This window comes from Aliirhizobium wenxiniae (assembly GCF_019511445.1).
GTDB lineage: Bacteria > Pseudomonadota > Alphaproteobacteria > Rhizobiales > Rhizobiaceae > Neorhizobium > Neorhizobium wenxiniae_A.
Map to the genome: position 1 here is coordinate 52257 of NZ_JAEUAN010000003.1, position 14710 is coordinate 66966.

The window sequence follows — 14710 nt, forward strand, 5'->3', positions numbered from 1 at the left end:
TCGCATCACGCGTCGCCGGTGACGACGCCGACGAAAGGCAGTTCGCGGAAGGCATAGGCTGCATCCATGCCGTAACCGACGACGAAATAGTCGGGGCATTCGAAACCGACATAATCGGCTTCCAGCTCTTCCTTGCGCTTGACGCTCTTGTCCAGAAGCACGGCGATCGTCACGTTGCGCGCGCCACGCTCATAGAGCAGTTCCTTGGCGAATTTCAGCGTGCGGCCGGATTCCAGAATGTCGTCGATCAGAAGCACGTCGCGGCCATGCACGTCGCTGTCGATATCTTTCACGATGCGAACGCCCTGCGACACCGTGCCCGTGCCATAGCTCGACAGGGTGATGAACTCGACTTCCGGAGCAAGGCCGGTCTCATGCAATGAGCGTAGAAGATCGGCTGCGAAAATGAACGATCCCTTGAGGATGGCGATGACCAGCAGGTCCTTGGTCGGACCGGAGGCGATCTCGGCAGCGATGGCATGATTGCGCTCGGCAATCTGCTCGGCGGTAAATAGCGGTTCGATCTGCTTGCCGCGCACGACTGGCATGAGGCTCTCCTGCAGTTTCTAAAGCAGCCGCGATAGCACAATCGGCACCGCTAAAGAAAGCTTCAGGCTCCGCGCTCGGCCAATGACAGCCTCAGATCGGGTAGTTTTCCACCGGGATGGGGCACACGAACGGAAAAGCCGTAGCTTTCGCGACCACCAATCTGCGAAGCAGAGGTCGAGATCAAGGTGCTGGCAACCACGGTCTCGCCCGACAGAAGATCGGCGCGTATCGACGGCATGGCAAGGCGGCCCTCCGTGCGGTTCTCGACGATCCCGTTGATGAGAAGCACCCGCATGCCATTGGCATCCTGCGGGGTCATCGTCACATGCGTGATATCGAGCGCCGGCCCCGGATCAACCGATGCGTTGCCCGAGAGCAGCGAAAAACCGCCGAACAGCGTGAACACGGTCACGACGACACTTGCGACCACGGCCACGAAAGCATCGGGAGACAGACGCAGGAGTTTTCGTTCGATCGCGCCGATTATGCCGCCAGAAGCGGTAATGGCAGAAGCGGGCTCGGCCCTTCCGGGGCGCCGATCATGGGGAGAAGCATTGGCGGCCTCACGCCGACGTGTTCGATCCCTGACCGGCACGAAATGCGCATCCTCGACCTCAGACGATTTCACGAAAGCCTTGGGAAAACGGATGACCTTTCCCTTGCTGCCTTTCTCATCGCCTTCAGGCGGAAGAATATCGATCGGCATCTCGGCGTGGGCTTTGCGGCGGTCCTGGAAGGTGCTCATGGGGCCCTCTCCGCCCGCCTCGTCAAGATTGCCCGGATCGGTCTCGATCGGGCATCGGAGGTGGGGCATTGAAACAAACTCTCCCCGGTCGTAAACTGATATGGTTAACGCTTTCCAAATTTGGCCTGAAAATCGCCCTTTTGACTGCCTGATTTACCCTTCGTTTACCCGCGGCGTTAAGAGATAGCCGTTCAAAGCTTCATACAGCCAATGCAAGGTCTCCGGTGATCCATTTCGAAAATGTCGGTCTGCGTTATGGCATGGGTCCGGAAATCCTCCGGGACATGACGTTCGACATTCCCAAACGATCCTTCCAGTTCCTGACCGGCCCCTCGGGCGCCGGCAAGACGACGCTGCTTCGGCTGTTGTTCATGTCGCTCAATCCGACCCGCGGCATCATCCGCATGTTCGGGCGCGACCTGTCGCAGATCCCGCGTGACGAGTTTCCGATGCTGCGTCGCCGCGTCGGCATCGTCTTTCAGGATTTTCGTCTTCTCGATCATCTGACAACATACGAGAATGTCGCCCTGCCCTTGCGGGTCAGGGGCAAGGATGAGGTATCTTATCGCAACGACGTGATCGACCTTCTGAAATGGGTTGGTCTCGGCGAGCGAATCAACGTGCTGCCGGCAATCCTGTCGGGTGGGGAAAAGCAGCGCGCCGCGATTGCCCGCGCCCTGATGGACCGCCCGGAAATATTGCTGGCAGATGAACCCACGGGCAATGTCGATCCGCCCATGGCCCGTCGCCTGCTGAGCCTGTTTATGGAATTGAACCGGTTGGGCACCGCCGTCGTTATCGCCACGCATGATCTGGCATTGATGGATCAGGTCGATGCGCGGCGCATGATCCTGACCGAAGGACGGCTCGACATCTATGAATGAGGCAGGCCGGATGGGAAGGACCGATCTTCCCGAAGAGGAAACCACGAGCACCGGACACCAGAACGCCTCGCGGCGACGCGCGGAGATGCGCGTGCGCCCGACAGGCGCTATCCTGCCGCCCGCCAATATCCAGGGCAACGCCCTGATGGTCGTGATCGCCATCATGGCATTTCTCGCCTGTCTCACGCTCGGCGCGGTCAGCATGGTGCGCGCCACTGCCGCCGGCTGGCAGAGCCAGATTTCGCGCGAGATCACCATTCAGATCAAGCCTGCCGATGGCCTGGACATGGACGCCGCCTTGAAGAAGGCTCGAGATCTGGCTCTGACCTTCGTCGGCACCAAGTCGGGCACGATCATGGATGATGCCGCGACCGCAAGGCTTCTAGAACCCTGGCTTGGCGCCGATCTGCAACTGGACGAACTGCCCGTTCCACGCCTCGTCATCGTTACCATTGACGAAAGCAATCCGCCGGACTTCGAAGGCATGCGCGCGCTCTTGAAAACGGAATTGCCGCAGGCGTTTCTGGACGACCACCGCACCTGGGTCGATCGGCTGGTCTCCATGGCGCGCACCACCGTGTGGATCGGTACGGGCGTGCTGATCCTCGTCTTTACCGCAATGATCCTGACCGTAATCTTCGCCACACGCGGTGCGCTTTCGGGCAACCGCCATATCGTCGAGGTTCTGCATTTCGTCGGGGCCGAGCGCACTTTCGTGGCGCAGGAATTCCAGAAACACTTTCTCAAGATCAGCCTCAAGGGTTCCGCAGTCGGCAGCGTTCTGGCGGCGCTGCTTTTCGCAACAGCCAGTCTGTGGCAATCAAGTTCGCGTGCTACACCCGAAAGTGAGCAGGCCATGGCGCTTTTTGGATCGTTCACGATCGGGTGGAGCGGTTATCTCGGGATTTTGGCAACCATGCTGATTATTGCCCTGCTGACCACGCTGACAGCGCGTTTCACCGTGATGCGGACAATCGACGAGATCGACCTCGTGCGTTCCGATCCATCCCGATCCGATGGACTACCGCCTTCGTGACATTCAATCATATTATTTGGTAACGTTTCGAGGGCTATTCACCGCCTCAATCTGCGACTAATGACGGGTCATGAAATTCGGCATGAGCAATCGCTGGAAACCCGAAAGCCGACCTCCGGGCCGGCACGATATCGGGCTATTGTCGCGCCATAGCGCCTTGCGGCGGTTCGCAAGGCGGCTCATCATGCTGGCCTTTATCGGAATAGCCATCCTCGGCGGCGGTTTTTTATGGTTCGCTGATTCGGTGACGTCGCTGCGCGCGCCCGATGGCGTGAAGGCGGATGCGATCGTCGTGCTCACCGGCGGCTACCTTCGCATCGAGCAGGCCGTGGGCCTTTTGCGCGACGGCGCGGGCAAAAGGCTGCTGATTTCCGGCGCTCATCCCTCCACCACGCCGACCCAGATCCGCAAGGCGACCCAGGCATCTGCCGATCTGTTCAAATGCTGTGTCGATATAGGCTATGACGCGATCGACACGATCGGCAATGCCAACGAGATCACCCGCTGGATCCATGACCACGGCTACAAGTCCGTGCTGGTCGTGACCAACAACTATCACATGCTGCGCAGCCTTCACGAGCTGCGCCGCGCCGATCCCGCAACCGAATTCATCCCCTACCCGGTCGTCAATGCCGACCTTGCCCGCCGCGCCTGGTTCACCGAACCCGACACGCTGCGCACCATGTTGTCGGAATACGGCAAGGTCGTGCTCGCCTCGCTTCGGGACTGGCTTGGCATGGCCCGCTGGACCGGGCTTCGAACGGAAGAAGATACTGCCCCGACCAAGGTCCCTTCCCCTTGATCTCCTCGCCGAGAACTCTTTTTTCCTCAGCCGATCTCGTGTAGGCAACGCGCAATCCTCAAAGGAACCACTCATGCTGTTGCTGCGCTCGATCCTGTTCAATACCGCGTTCTATACAAACACCATCCTGCGCATGATCCTGATGTCGCCGTATTATTTCCTTGCCCCGCGCAAGGCTGCCTTTCGCGTTCCGAAAGCCTGGGCGGCATCCAACAACTGGCTGATGGAAAAGATCGTCGGTGCGACGTTCGAGATCGAGGGCATGGAAAACATCCCCGAGGGTGGCTGCATCTTCGCGCCGAAACATCAGTCTGCCTGGGATACCTTCGCTCTACTGCCCTACCAGCGCGACCCGGTCTATATCCTGAAACGCGAACTGATGTGGATCCCGCTCTTCGGCTGGTATGTCGCCAAGCAGAAGATGATCCCCGTCAATCGCGGCGCCCGCGGCAAGGTCATGGTCGAGGTGATGAAGCGGACGAAAGAGGAAATGGACAATGGCCGCCAGCTGATCATCTATCCGGAAGGCACCCGCAAACCGCCGGGAGCGCCGCCGGAATACCGCTATGGCATTGCCCGCATCTATCGTGACGTCCAGGTGCCGGTCGTACCGATCGTTGCCCATTGGGGCCTGTTCTGGGGCCGCCGCAAGCTGGTGAAATATCCCGGCCGCTTCAAGGTACGCATCCTGCCGCCGATCCAGCCCGGCATGGACCCGGATGCCTTTTATGCACATCTGATCGAGACGCTGGAAAAGGCGAGCGACGAACTGCTGATCGAAACTGTCGAGGCCAACCCGCACCTGCCACTACCGCCGACTGCAGCCAAGCGCCTGGCGGAGCTGCGGGGTCAATCGGCGGCCTGAGCCGCTTTCGGGCTGACGGCCGCGCCGACCGCCTCCAGCCACAGATCGCGAATCCCCATCTGCTTCAGCTGCGCCACCGTATTGAGCACATAGGCATCGTTCGGTCCCGACTGGCCATGTGAACGAAGCACCACGCTTGCCGCCTCTTCCACGCTAAGGCTGCCGGCATATTGCGGGTGCCGGCGATCGACCACATAGGTGACCGCCCGCATCCGCCGCCCGTCCGGCAGGGCGATGGGCACAATCCGCTCCAGATAGACATTGGTGATGAGTTCGCGTTTACGCAGGTAGTCGAGAGCATCATCCCGCTCCTTGTCATCAACCCGGAACGCCATGCCACGGCAGGAACCACCACGATCAAGCCCCATCACGAGACCCGGCTGATCAACGGTGCCGCGATGGGCCGTGGACCGGATGCAAAGCGACCGGCGAAACCCGTGAACGCGGGCAACATGCCGTTCCACATAGGGAAATCCCGGATTCCACATCAGTGATCCGTAGCCAAAGACCCAAAATTCGTCCATATCGCACGCCATGTCGTTGTTTGAGAGCGTTTCCGTTTTTCGTCAAAACGCGCAATCGCTCTCTTTAATTTGTTTCAGCGCAATTCCGGACGCAAAACCGGTTCCCACTTTTGCTGGAATTGCTTTCGTTGCGTCGCACCATTGGGAGAACAACATGGCAGCGTCAAGCCGATCCGGCACAGCCAAAAAACTATGGTTTCTTGCCAGTGCCGTCGTGCTCGTCATCGCACTCTATACCGCGGGCTGGTTCTATGCCGCTTCGGCTCTGCGTGAAAAGACGCTGCTTCTGCTCGGCAGTCAGTCGGATGCCGGCATTACTGCGACCTGCGAAAATGCCGAATATCGTGGTTATCCTTTCCGCATCGGCCTGTTCTGCTCGAAGGTCGATGTCGACGACACCGTCAACGGCATATCCGCAAGCTTCGGCTCGCTGCGTTCGGCGGCTCAGGTCTATAATCCGGGCCATATCGTCTGGGAGCTCGATGCGCCGTCTGAAGTGCGCACCGGCCATGGCCTTTCCGTTGCAAGCACCTGGGAAAGCCTGCAATCCAGCCTCGTCACCAAGCTGAAGGGCGTCGAACGCGCCTCCATGGTCATCGAAAAGCCGAAGACAACCATCATGTCGTCGGCTAACGGGCAGGCTTTCGATGTCGCGGCAGACCAGTCGGAAATCCATCTGCGACAGAACGGTGCGGATCTCGACGCCGCAATTGAACTACAAAACGCCACGACAACCGCCAAAGGCCTGCCACAACTTCTTCCCGCCACCAACACCAGCATCGACGTGACGCTGAAGGATCGCGCCGGCGTTCTGGACGGGAGCGACATGAACGGGCTTGCGCTTCACGGTTCGGAAGGCGAGCTGCGTGAATTCAAGGCCGATCTCGGGCAAGGTCAGGTTCTGACGCTGGCCGGCCCGTTCTCTTTCGATGACAGGGGCCGCATGTCCGGCCAGCTGAAGCTGAGGATTGAGGATATCCCGGCCTGGCAGGATAGCCTCAGCCGCGCATTTCCGGGTTTGGAGTCGACGATCGGCACTGCGGCGAACATGCTGCAGGCACTCGGCGGCGGAGAGAAGGCTTCTCTCGATATCACCATCCGCCGCGGCAAGGTGTTTGCCGGCGGGCTGATCCCGATCGGCGAAATCCCGCCGATCTGACCAGCATCACCCGAAGCCGCGACCGGTCTCGGATAGTCTCATGACGAGGATCTACTTCTTGGCATCCAGCGCGTGACGGCCGAAGTCCGGCGCATCCACGTCCTGGCCGGCCTGGATAATCGAGCGACGGACGGCACGCGTGCGGGTGAAGAGTTCGAACAGCTTGTCGCCCTCGCCCCAGCGGATCGCCCGCTGCAGATAGGCGAGGTCTTCGGAAAACCGCGCCAGCATTTCGAGGATCGCATCCTTGTTGTGCAGGCAGATGTCGCGCCACATGGTCGGATCGGATGCCGCCAGACGGGTAAAATCGCGGAAACCGGAAGCGGAATATTTGATCACTTCCGATTCCGTCACCGTCTCCAGATCGTCAGCCGTGCCGACGATATTGTAAGCGATGATATGCGGCAGATGCGAAACGATCGCCAGCACCTTGTCGTGGTGCTGCGGATCCATGTCGTCCACCCGCGAACCGAGCGCCATCCAGAAGGCTTTCAGCCTGTCCAGTGCGTCAGCATCGGTATCCGGCAGCGGCGTGAAGATGCACCAGCGATCGCGGAACAGACCGGCGAAACCGGCATCCGGGCCAGACTTTTCCGTGCCCGCCAGCGGATGGCCCGGAATGAAATGCACGTTGTCCGGCATATGCGGCGCCATCTGCGCGATGACGGAGGCCTTGGTCGAGCCGACATCGGTGACGATCGCACCCGGCTTCAGCGAGCCGGCAATCTGCTGTGCAACCGCTTCCGAAGCACCGACCGGCACGGAGACGATAACGAGATCCGCATCCTCTACCGCATCGGCGGCCGAGACCGTATATTCCGTACCGAGTTCCAGTTCTTCGGCGCGCTTCAGCGTTTCCTCGCTGCGCGTCGAAACGACCACATGTTTGGCTAGCCCGAGCTGCTTGACGTCGCGGGCGATTGACGAGCCGATCAGGCCGATACCGATCAGCGCGATCCGCTCGAAATGCACGTCACTCATCATTTGCGTCCCATAAACTCGCCGAGCGCCTCGATGACGCCGCGATTTGCTTCTTCCGAGCCGACCGTCATGCGCAGCGCATTCGGCAGGCCGTAACCCTTCACCATGCGCAGGATGTAACCGCGGCTGGTGAGGAATTCGTCGGCATCCGGCGCACGCTTGCCATCGACGTCAGGGAAATGGATCAGCACGAAATTCGTCACCGAAGGCGTGACCGTCAGGCCGATCGTCTCGAAGGCATGGGTCAGCTTGTCCTTCCAGAGCAGATTGTGCTCGACAGCCTGGACGATGAAATCCTGGTCGCGCATGGCGGCGGCACCGGCAGCGATTGCCGGCGCATTCATGTTGAACGGACCGCGCACGCGGTTCAGCGCATCGAGAATGCCGGTCGGGCCATACATCCAGCCGACACGCAACGCGGCAAGGCCGTAGGCCTTGGAGAAGGTGCGGCACATGACGACGTTCTTGTTCTGCGAAACCAGTTCGACGCCCGCTTCGTAGTCGTTCTTGCGCACATATTCCGCATAGGCCGCATCGAGAACGAGAATGACATTCTTCGGCAGGCCGGCATGCAGACGGCGGATATCGGCGACAGGAACATAGGTGCCTGTCGGATTGCCCGGATTGGCGATGAAGACGAGCTTGGTTTTTTCGGTGACGGCCGCAAGGATCGCGTCGACATCGACCGTGTATTCCTTCTCCGGCACTTCGATCGCCGCAGCACCCGCACCCATGATCTGGATCTTGTAGACGAGGAAACCGTGCTGGGTGATAATCGCCTCGTCACCGGCACCGAGATAGACGTGGCAGAGAAGGCCGAGAAGCTCGTCCGAACCGTTGCCGCACATGATGTTGGCTACGTTCAGCCCGTGCACGGAGGCGATCGCTTCGCGCAACGCCAGTGCCTGACCGTCCGGATAAAGCTCCAGATGACCGGCAGACTGGCGGAATGCCTCAAGCGCCTTGGGGCTGGCACCGAGCGGCGTTTCGTTGGAGGAAAGCTTGAACACGCGCGCAACGCCGGGAGCATGTTCCTTGCCGGGCACATAGGCGGCGATATCCAGAATACCTGGACGCGGAACGGGCTCACTCACAACGATGCTCATCGGATCAACCTTCTTGGAAATGCCTGCTCTGGCAGGGATGTGAGAGGGATTAAAGCCGAAAACGATGCTTGTCGAGTAGAACTGTCGGAACGATCGGCCCCAAACCGTCTTTCAGGTGACCAACATCTTATGGAGGCAATCATGAGCACCGGAGACCATGATGACATCAAGGTCCTGCTGCGGGACTGGATGGCGGCTTTGCGGACAAAGGATGCCAGCGAAATTATCCGCTGTCAGTCAACAACGATCCGGCAATTTTCATTGGCCCCTCCGCTGCAGGAGACAGGCAACAACAAGGCAGCGCTACAAGCCTGGCTGGATACCTGGGATGGGCCGCTTGAATTCGATATCCGCGACACGGATCTGAGGCTTGGAGGCGATATCGCCTGGTGTTCCGCATTTGCATGGCTAGGCGGCATCAAGAAAGGCGGACAGAAACTCGGTTTCTGGTTTCGCCTGACCATCGCCTTTGCCCGTGAGGATGGGCGCTGGCTGATCGTCCACACCCATGAATCCGTGCCCTTCGCGATGGAAGGCCAACCTCTGGCGATCTTCGACCTTCAGCCCTGATTGTTTTCGCGTGTGGTGCGAACGCCCTGCGGCGCCAACACCGGAACGAAGACGCGGCGTGACGCCCGGGCGGCAACCGGCAAACCCTGGTAGAGCCGCTTCTGCGCCTCGATGACGATGACGCCGGAAAAGACCGGCCAGAACCGCCGGCCCAGCCGCTCGAAGATATGTCTGGCTTTCAAAACCGCACGCACCTTCGATGGCGGAAAGAACAATGCTTCAGCCGCGGCACCCGGCGTAAAATTCGCCTCCCGCAACAGCGTCGTAAGCTGGCTGCGCGAATAGGGACGGCCTGATCCAAAAGGCGTATGCTCCATGCGCGCCCAGACGCCGCGCCGGTTGGGAACGACGATGACCAGCCGTCCTCCAGGGGCGAGCACACGCCAGATCTCCTTCAGGCTTTCGCGTGGGTTTTCGGTAAATTCCAGCGAATGAACCATCAACACGCGATCGACGGAACTATCGGGCAGCGGCAGTTCCTCATCGAAGACAAGCGCAGTGGAGGAGTTTTCGCCAACAGGCCAGTTTACCGCCCCCTGCCCCGCCGGCATGAAGGCGAAGGTACGCTCCGTATCGGCGCGGAACCGGTCGAGATAAGGCACTGCATATCCGAGCCCGACCAACCGCTCCTCCGGCAGCCGCGCCCAGAGCGAGGATAGCGCCATTGCAATCGACTGCTCCGCCAGACGGCCGAGTGCGGAATGATAGAACTCACGAAGGTCAACAATATCGACGGACAAAACGCAAATGCTCGTGTTCAGTGGTTGGACTAAAGCGTGCCTCTCTCTACATTGTGGCGGAAGAAGCATTGAGCAATAGGTCTATCCCGATGAAGCCTTTGGAAATCGAAGTTTTTTCCTGCAGAAGCGATAATTATGGCGTTCTGGTACATGAGCCGGAAAGCGGATTAACGGTTTCGATCGATGCGCCGGAAGAGAAGCCCATTGTCGAGGCAGCCACCCGGCGCGGCTGGAAACTCACCCATATCTTCACCACCCACCATCACACCGACCATGTGGAAGCCAATCTTGCGCTGAAGGAACGTTACGGCCTGCAGATCATCGGACCTGCAAATGAAGCTGTCGCAATTCCCGGTCTCGACAAGGGCGTAATCGATGAAGACGAATTCCAGTTCGGCGAACATCTGGTCCGCGTGATCGAAACACCCGGCCACACAGCGGGCCACATCTGTTTCCATTTTCCCGACGATAAGATCCTGTTTGCCGCCGATACGCTTTTTGCGCTCGGTTGCGGACGCTTGTTCGAACGGCCGGCCGCCGACATGTGGCATTCATTGCAAAAGCTCGCGGTTCTTCCGGATGAAACCGCCATATATTTTGGCCACGAATATACGCTCTCCAACGCTAAGTTCGCGTTGACGATCGACCCCGACAATGAGGCACTTCAGCGCCGCGTGGCCCAGATCGAGCAACTCCGCGCCGAGGGAAAATTCACAATCCCGACGATGATGGGGCTGGAAAAGGAGACCAATCCCTTCCTGCGCGCCAAGGACCCGAAGATCCGCCGCAACCTGCTGATGGAAGGCAAGACGAATGAGGAAGTCTTTGCCGAGATCCGCAAGCGCAAGGACAATTTTTAAAGCGATGACGTCCAGCACCTCAGAACAGACCGCGGAAGAAATCATCGCGGTACTCGGTATGCAGCGCCACCCGGAAGGCGGATGGTATGCCGAGACCTTTCGCGACGGCGACGGCACCAACCGAGGTGCCTCGACGGCGATCTATTACCTGCTACAGGCGGGCGAGCGCTCCCACTGGCACCGCGTCCGCGACGCAGCCGAGGTCTGGCACTTCTATGCCGGCGATCCGCTGCTGCTGAAGATTTCGGACGGGATGACTGTCGAGGACATCCGCTTGGGCACAAACCTTGCCGCAGGTGAGCGCCCGCAAGGCGTGGTGCCGGCAAATGCCTGGCAATCAGCCGAACCGCTGGGCGCTTTCACCCTGGTAGGCTGCACCGTCGCACCGGGCTTCGAGTTTTCCAGTTTTGAAATGGCAGAGCCCGGCTGGGAGCCGGGCTGATCGCGAAATTAGTCGCGCGGCGGCTTGCCTTTTTCGCGATCGAGTTCGCGAACTGCGAGATAGTAATATAGGCAACCGCCTGCAGCGATCGATAAAGGCAGTATGACGAATGCAAATATCTGCAGGTCGTTCATTGTAGCCTCCTGAGAGTGCGTCTTCCCAACAAATGTAATATCCCTGCCGCGAAAAGCCAACAGATAACGGCGATCATGAAAGGTAACACTTTCACTCGGGTCGCAGCTGATGTGTAAAGCGCTGCCGCGATCGGCGCGAAAACGCCGACCGTCAGACAGGATGTCGATGCCCGGTCAAATGCGTTGGCGATATATTTTGCACGCTCGTTGTGAACAATCGACATGATTGAAAAGCCCGCGGGAAAACATGTTCGAGACTAGCAATTCGACACCCTAAAATACAACCATAGATTACATTGAAATTGTCATTCCGCAGCAACCACTTTCGATTTCCGCCCGATCATCTCCTTCGCTGCCAGCACCGCTCCACCGGTGATCAGCACACAGGCGATCAGGATCCGCCAGCTCGGTTCGGCAAAGCCGCTGAAAAGCAAGATAAGCGTCGACAAAAGCGGCGCCGCATAGCTTGCAGCACCGATCACCTGGATATCGCCGTTCTTGACGCCGTAATCCCAGGCGTAGAAGGCAGCTCCCACCGGCAGAAGGCCGAGGCCTATGACGGCAGCCCATTCACCACCGCTTGCCGGCCAGACCGTCGTCTCAAGCGCCAGATGGCAGACGAGCGAAAGAAGCGAGGTCGCGAGGCAGAAGCCGGTCACCACGTCGGTCGAGACCCGGTCGAAACTGCGCATCAAAAGCGAATATCCGGACCATGTAAAGGCGCAGAGCAGGGCCGCGCCATATCCCAGCAGATAGGACTGATCGAAGGACACGCCATTGCGCGAAACGATCGCCACCGTGCCGCAGAGGCCCGCCAAGGCACCCACGACATGATACCAGCGCAACCTCTCGCCCGGCAAAAGCGCCGAACCGACAACAATCAGCAACGGCCAGAGATAGGCGATCAGTCCGGCCTCGACGGCCGGTGCGTTACGCAGCGCTGTGAAATACAGGAAATGATAGCCGAACAGGCCGGCAATGCCGATGATCCATACCTTGGCCGGCTGCCTGAGCAGCTTGATACGCTCCGGCTTGATGGCGAGAAGCGCCAGCCCCGGCAGGCTGCCGATCGCGAATGTCATCGCATTCATCTGGAATGGCGGCACGCTTCCGGAAGCGGCCGTCATCAACGCCAGCAGCGACCACATCAGGATCGCCGTAAAGCCGATCAAAGTACCTTTGATTTTCAAGAGAGACCCCTCTTATGTATTTTTGGGCCTACTCTTCCCGCGCAGAACCTCGCGCGTCAACCGCCGTATCGGGCAGCCGTAATATAGAGCGGACCCATTCTCGTCGGGATACGCGCATAAATCGGGGCATAGACACTGGAACCGTCGGCCTTGGCAAACCAAACTTCCATCGGCGTCTTCTTCAGATATTCGATATCATCGCGCCCCTTGCGATAACCGGATTTCGGCTCGTAACGAACGGTACAGACGATAACCTCTCCCTTGAAGCCCTTCGTCTCGTAGGGCTTGGTCCCTTCGCGCTTGAGCAAAAGGTCCATCCGCGATTCCCCGTCATAGACCGGAACCCGGCTCGGGCAGACAGTCGCACCCTCCGGGAAGATCAGCCCGCTCAAGGGATCCAGCACCGAGCGCAGATCCTGCGGCGTGACCGGAACCCAGTTTTCCGCCTTGCGGCGCGGTGGCGGCGTAATCGTCGTGTCCGTCACATTGCCGTTGGTATAGACGACATCATAGATCCGTGTCCGCTTGCCGAGCTTGTAGACCAGATTGTAACGGTCGGCCTGCAGGCGATCGCCCTCGATGCGTCCCGCTACGTTCGTCTCGGCCGACACTTTCTTGATCACGTTGACGATACCGCCTGACTTGAAGATGCCGTTGATCTTGTAGCCGTTCCCGTCGAACTCGCTTGAAAAGCTCGCCGTACCGATCGGCAGGATGCCAAGAGTGATATCGTAATCGGTGACATGTTTATCGGCAGACCACACCGGCGAGGTGCCTGCGGCAAGGAGGAAAGCGGCTCCCGCAAGCGGGCGGATGAATGAAAACATGGTTTGCCTGCGACCGTTTGAGAATTCCAGGAATCCGATATAAGAGGCGCATCATGGCAAGAAAATAGCCATGGCTGCAGTTAGTCGCGGTGCAAAGACGTATGAAAGCCGAGGTTTTGGCTTGACGCGCCGAGCCTCACTGACTATAGAACCGCAACTTTCCAATCAGGACCAGTTGGATCGGCGTGCCGGACATTGTCCGGATGAGCCTCCGATTGCAGAAGAAAACAAAGGTGAATGCCATGTCTCGTGTATGCGAACTGACCGGCAAGGGCGTAATGACCGGCAACAACGTCAGCCATGCCAACAACAAGACCCGTCGTCGGTTCCTGCCGAACCTGTGCCAGGTCACTCTGATCTCTGACGCTCTCGGCCAGCGCTTCCGCCTGCGCGTTTCCGCGCACGCTCTGCGTTCGGTTGAACACCGCGGCGGCCTCGATGCCTTCCTCTTGAAGTCCGACGAGACTGAACTGTCGATGCGCGCTCGTCTGCTGCGTCGCCAGATCGCCAAGAAGACTGCAGAAGCCGCTTAATAGCGCCTTCAACACTTCACCGGCTTTGGAGAAGGCTTGACCGGATAATACCGGGCAAGCCTTTTCTCTTGGCCTATCCGCAACTGGTGGCATACCCCAGGATAAAAAAATGCAAGTAGCACGCTATACCCTTATCTATTCGCTGGCGATGGCAGCCATCGTCGTCGCCTCCAACATCCTCGTCCAGTTCCACCTGACCGGAACTTTGTGGGGCATCGCTCTCGGCGATATCCTCACCTGGGGCGCATTCACCTATCCGGTCGCCTTCCTCGTGACCGACCTTGCAAACCGCCAGTTCGGCCCGGCCATTGCCCGTCGCATCGTCTTCGTCGGCTTTGTCGTCGGCGTGGCGCTGTCCTTCTGGCTGTCGGAACCGCGCATTGCGATCGCCTCCGGCACCGCCTTCCTGATCGGCCAGCTTCTCGATATCTCGGTCTTCAACGAACTGCGCCGCAAGGCATGGTGGAAGGCTCCGCTTGCCGCATCGATGATCGGCACTGTGATCGACACGGTTCTGTTCTTCTCGCTGGCCTTCGCACCCGTCTTCGGCTTCCTTGGCCCGAACTTCGACTTCGCCACGGCATCCGCCCCGATCCTCGGCGTCATGTCCACGGAAGCTCCGCGCTGGATCTCCTGGGCGCTCGGTGACCTCGTGGTAAAGGTCGTGGTCGGCGTCGTCCTGCTCCTGCCCTATGGCGCACTGATGAATGTGCTGAAGCCGATGCCGCCAGCGGCGGCGAAGACGGCCTGAAACATCAAAGGG

At 59.3% G+C, this 14710-nt stretch carries 19 protein-coding genes; 10 read left to right on the forward strand and 9 right to left on the reverse strand.

The genetic code is table 11. From position 1 onward, the window contains the following. Nucleotides 1–5 precede the first annotated feature (5 nt). Together hpt and JNB91_RS04400 are read right to left on the reverse strand one after the other, a co-directional pair. Nucleotides 6–548 carry a hypoxanthine phosphoribosyltransferase gene (gene hpt, locus JNB91_RS04395; RefSeq protein WP_112458546.1) on the reverse strand — a complete coding sequence of 181 codons (543 nt, stop codon included), beginning with the start codon at nucleotides 546–548 and terminating at the stop codon, nucleotides 6–8. A gap of 62 nt (nucleotides 549–610) precedes the next feature. Further along, nucleotides 611–1294: a hypothetical protein gene (locus JNB91_RS04400; RefSeq protein ID WP_220324320.1), complete on the reverse strand. Its 684-nt coding sequence runs from the start codon at nucleotides 1292–1294 to the stop codon at nucleotides 611–613. 224 nt (nucleotides 1295–1518) lie between these two features. On the opposite strand from JNB91_RS04400, the gene ftsE reads away from it, so the two are divergent. From ftsE to JNB91_RS04420, 4 genes are all read left to right on the forward strand, one after another. After that, nucleotides 1519–2178, forward strand: a complete 660-nt coding sequence (gene ftsE / locus JNB91_RS04405; RefSeq protein ID WP_220324321.1) for a cell division ATP-binding protein FtsE — start codon at nucleotides 1519–1521, stop codon at nucleotides 2176–2178. A gap of 85 nt (nucleotides 2179–2263) precedes the next feature. Continuing rightward, entirely contained in the window at nucleotides 2264–3214 is a 951-nt protein-coding gene (locus JNB91_RS04410) for a cell division protein FtsX (protein ID WP_223218067.1), read from the forward strand. 82 nt (nucleotides 3215–3296) lie between these two features. Further along, nucleotides 3297–4016 (forward strand): YdcF family protein, encoded by a 720-nt coding sequence (locus JNB91_RS04415; RefSeq protein WP_220324323.1) that lies wholly within the window; start codon nucleotides 3297–3299, stop codon nucleotides 4014–4016. A gap of 73 nt (nucleotides 4017–4089) precedes the next feature. Further along, nucleotides 4090–4881 (forward strand): lysophospholipid acyltransferase family protein, encoded by a 792-nt coding sequence (locus JNB91_RS04420; RefSeq protein ID WP_220324324.1) that lies wholly within the window; start codon nucleotides 4090–4092, stop codon nucleotides 4879–4881. Here the strand turns inward: JNB91_RS04420 and JNB91_RS04425 are convergent. Continuing rightward, nucleotides 4866–5405, reverse strand: coding sequence for a gamma-glutamylcyclotransferase (locus JNB91_RS04425; protein ID WP_220324325.1), 540 nt, complete (start codon nucleotides 5403–5405; stop codon nucleotides 4866–4868). The two genes, JNB91_RS04420 and JNB91_RS04425, sit on opposite strands and share 16 nt — an antisense overlap. A 154-nt stretch (nucleotides 5406–5559) precedes the next feature. On the opposite strand from JNB91_RS04425, the gene JNB91_RS04430 reads away from it, so the two are divergent. Next, complete coding sequence (locus JNB91_RS04430; RefSeq protein ID WP_220324326.1) at nucleotides 5560–6564, forward strand: DUF2125 domain-containing protein; 1005 nt, start codon at nucleotides 5560–5562, stop codon at nucleotides 6562–6564. 51 nt (nucleotides 6565–6615) lie between these two features. Here JNB91_RS04430 and JNB91_RS04435 read toward each other — a convergent pair whose 3' ends face one another. Beyond that, on the reverse strand, nucleotides 6616–7545 hold the full coding sequence (locus JNB91_RS04435; protein ID WP_223218054.1) for a prephenate/arogenate dehydrogenase family protein: 930 nt from the start codon (nucleotides 7543–7545) through the stop codon (nucleotides 6616–6618). Further along, nucleotides 7545–8651: a histidinol-phosphate transaminase gene (gene hisC, locus JNB91_RS04440; protein WP_220324328.1), complete on the reverse strand. Its 1107-nt coding sequence runs from the start codon at nucleotides 8649–8651 to the stop codon at nucleotides 7545–7547. The genes JNB91_RS04435 and hisC overlap by 1 nt, the downstream gene beginning before the upstream one ends. A gap of 141 nt (nucleotides 8652–8792) precedes the next feature. Between hisC and JNB91_RS04445 the strand changes: the two genes are divergently transcribed. After that, a complete protein-coding gene (locus JNB91_RS04445; RefSeq protein ID WP_220324329.1) occupies nucleotides 8793–9221 on the forward strand; it encodes a YybH family protein in 429 nt (142 codons plus the stop codon). Here the strand turns inward: JNB91_RS04445 and JNB91_RS04450 are convergent. Further along, on the reverse strand, nucleotides 9212–9961 hold the full coding sequence (locus JNB91_RS04450; RefSeq protein WP_220324330.1) for a class I SAM-dependent methyltransferase: 750 nt from the start codon (nucleotides 9959–9961) through the stop codon (nucleotides 9212–9214). The genes JNB91_RS04445 and JNB91_RS04450 overlap by 10 nt on opposite strands. Before the next feature lie 89 nt (nucleotides 9962–10050). Here JNB91_RS04450 and gloB point away from each other — a divergent pair, with 89 nt between their 5' ends. Together gloB and JNB91_RS04460 are read left to right on the forward strand one after the other, a co-directional pair. Continuing rightward, a complete protein-coding gene (gloB, locus tag JNB91_RS04455; protein WP_220324577.1) occupies nucleotides 10051–10821 on the forward strand; it encodes a hydroxyacylglutathione hydrolase in 771 nt (256 codons plus the stop codon). A 4-nt stretch (nucleotides 10822–10825) separates the two neighbouring features. Beyond that, the gene (locus JNB91_RS04460; protein ID WP_220324331.1) at nucleotides 10826–11263 is read left to right on the forward strand and encodes a cupin domain-containing protein; all 438 of its coding nucleotides are present in this window, start codon (nucleotides 10826–10828) and stop codon (nucleotides 11261–11263) included. Nucleotides 11264–11271: 8 nt separating this feature from the next. Here the strand turns inward: JNB91_RS04460 and JNB91_RS31095 are convergent, their stop codons facing one another. From JNB91_RS31095 to JNB91_RS04470, 3 genes are all read right to left on the reverse strand, one after another. Continuing rightward, complete coding sequence (locus JNB91_RS31095) at nucleotides 11272–11397, reverse strand: hypothetical protein (protein WP_262927990.1); 126 nt, start codon at nucleotides 11395–11397, stop codon at nucleotides 11272–11274. A 305-nt stretch (nucleotides 11398–11702) separates the two neighbouring features. Further along, nucleotides 11703–12587 (reverse strand): aromatic amino acid exporter YddG, encoded by an 885-nt coding sequence (yddG, locus tag JNB91_RS04465; RefSeq protein WP_220324332.1) that lies wholly within the window; start codon nucleotides 12585–12587, stop codon nucleotides 11703–11705. Nucleotides 12588–12643: 56 nt separating this feature from the next. Continuing rightward, nucleotides 12644–13414, reverse strand: coding sequence for a DUF3108 domain-containing protein (locus JNB91_RS04470; RefSeq protein ID WP_220324333.1), 771 nt, complete (start codon nucleotides 13412–13414; stop codon nucleotides 12644–12646). Nucleotides 13415–13656: 242 nt separating this feature from the next. On the opposite strand from JNB91_RS04470, the gene rpmB reads away from it, so the two are divergent. Both rpmB and JNB91_RS04480 read left to right on the forward strand, forming a co-directional pair. Then, nucleotides 13657–13947: a 50S ribosomal protein L28 gene (gene rpmB, locus JNB91_RS04475; protein ID WP_148148213.1), complete on the forward strand. Its 291-nt coding sequence runs from the start codon at nucleotides 13657–13659 to the stop codon at nucleotides 13945–13947. Nucleotides 13948–14056: 109 nt separating this feature from the next. Continuing rightward, nucleotides 14057–14698 (forward strand): queuosine precursor transporter, encoded by a 642-nt coding sequence (locus tag JNB91_RS04480; protein WP_220324334.1) that lies wholly within the window; start codon nucleotides 14057–14059, stop codon nucleotides 14696–14698. Nucleotides 14699–14710 lie beyond the last annotated feature (12 nt).

Bases quoted from the DNA above. Each gene is read 5' to 3' on its own strand.
- JNB91_RS04420 (WP_220324324.1), top strand. From the start codon at position 4,090: ATGCTGTTGCTGCGCTCGATCCTGTTCAATACCGCGTTCTATACAAAC.
- JNB91_RS04410 (WP_223218067.1), top strand. From the start codon at position 2,264: ATGCGCGTGCGCCCGACAGGCGCTATCCTGCCGCCCGCCAATATCCAG.
- hisC (WP_220324328.1), bottom strand. From the start codon at position 8,651: ATGAGCATCGTTGTGAGTGAGCCCGTTCCGCGTCCAGGTATTCTGGAT.
- hpt (WP_112458546.1), bottom strand. From the start codon at position 548: ATGCCAGTCGTGCGCGGCAAGCAGATCGAACCGCTATTTACCGCCGAG.
- JNB91_RS04480 (WP_220324334.1), top strand. From the start codon at position 14,057: ATGCAAGTAGCACGCTATACCCTTATCTATTCGCTGGCGATGGCAGCC.
- JNB91_RS04425 (WP_220324325.1), bottom strand. From the start codon at position 5,405: ATGGACGAATTTTGGGTCTTTGGCTACGGATCACTGATGTGGAATCCG.
- gloB (WP_220324577.1), top strand. From the start codon at position 10,051: ATGAAGCCTTTGGAAATCGAAGTTTTTTCCTGCAGAAGCGATAATTAT.
- JNB91_RS04470 (WP_220324333.1), bottom strand. From the start codon at position 13,414: ATGTTTTCATTCATCCGCCCGCTTGCGGGAGCCGCTTTCCTCCTTGCC.
- JNB91_RS04430 (WP_220324326.1), top strand. From the start codon at position 5,560: ATGGCAGCGTCAAGCCGATCCGGCACAGCCAAAAAACTATGGTTTCTT.
- JNB91_RS04400 (WP_220324320.1), bottom strand. From the start codon at position 1,294: ATGAGCACCTTCCAGGACCGCCGCAAAGCCCACGCCGAGATGCCGATC.
- JNB91_RS04415 (WP_220324323.1), top strand. From the start codon at position 3,297: ATGAGCAATCGCTGGAAACCCGAAAGCCGACCTCCGGGCCGGCACGAT.
- JNB91_RS04435 (WP_223218054.1), bottom strand. From the start codon at position 7,545: ATGAGTGACGTGCATTTCGAGCGGATCGCGCTGATCGGTATCGGCCTG.
- rpmB (WP_148148213.1), top strand. From the start codon at position 13,657: ATGTCTCGTGTATGCGAACTGACCGGCAAGGGCGTAATGACCGGCAAC.
- JNB91_RS04445 (WP_220324329.1), top strand. From the start codon at position 8,793: ATGAGCACCGGAGACCATGATGACATCAAGGTCCTGCTGCGGGACTGG.
- JNB91_RS31095 (WP_262927990.1), bottom strand. From the start codon at position 11,397: ATGAACGACCTGCAGATATTTGCATTCGTCATACTGCCTTTATCGATC.
- JNB91_RS04460 (WP_220324331.1), top strand. From the start codon at position 10,826: ATGACGTCCAGCACCTCAGAACAGACCGCGGAAGAAATCATCGCGGTA.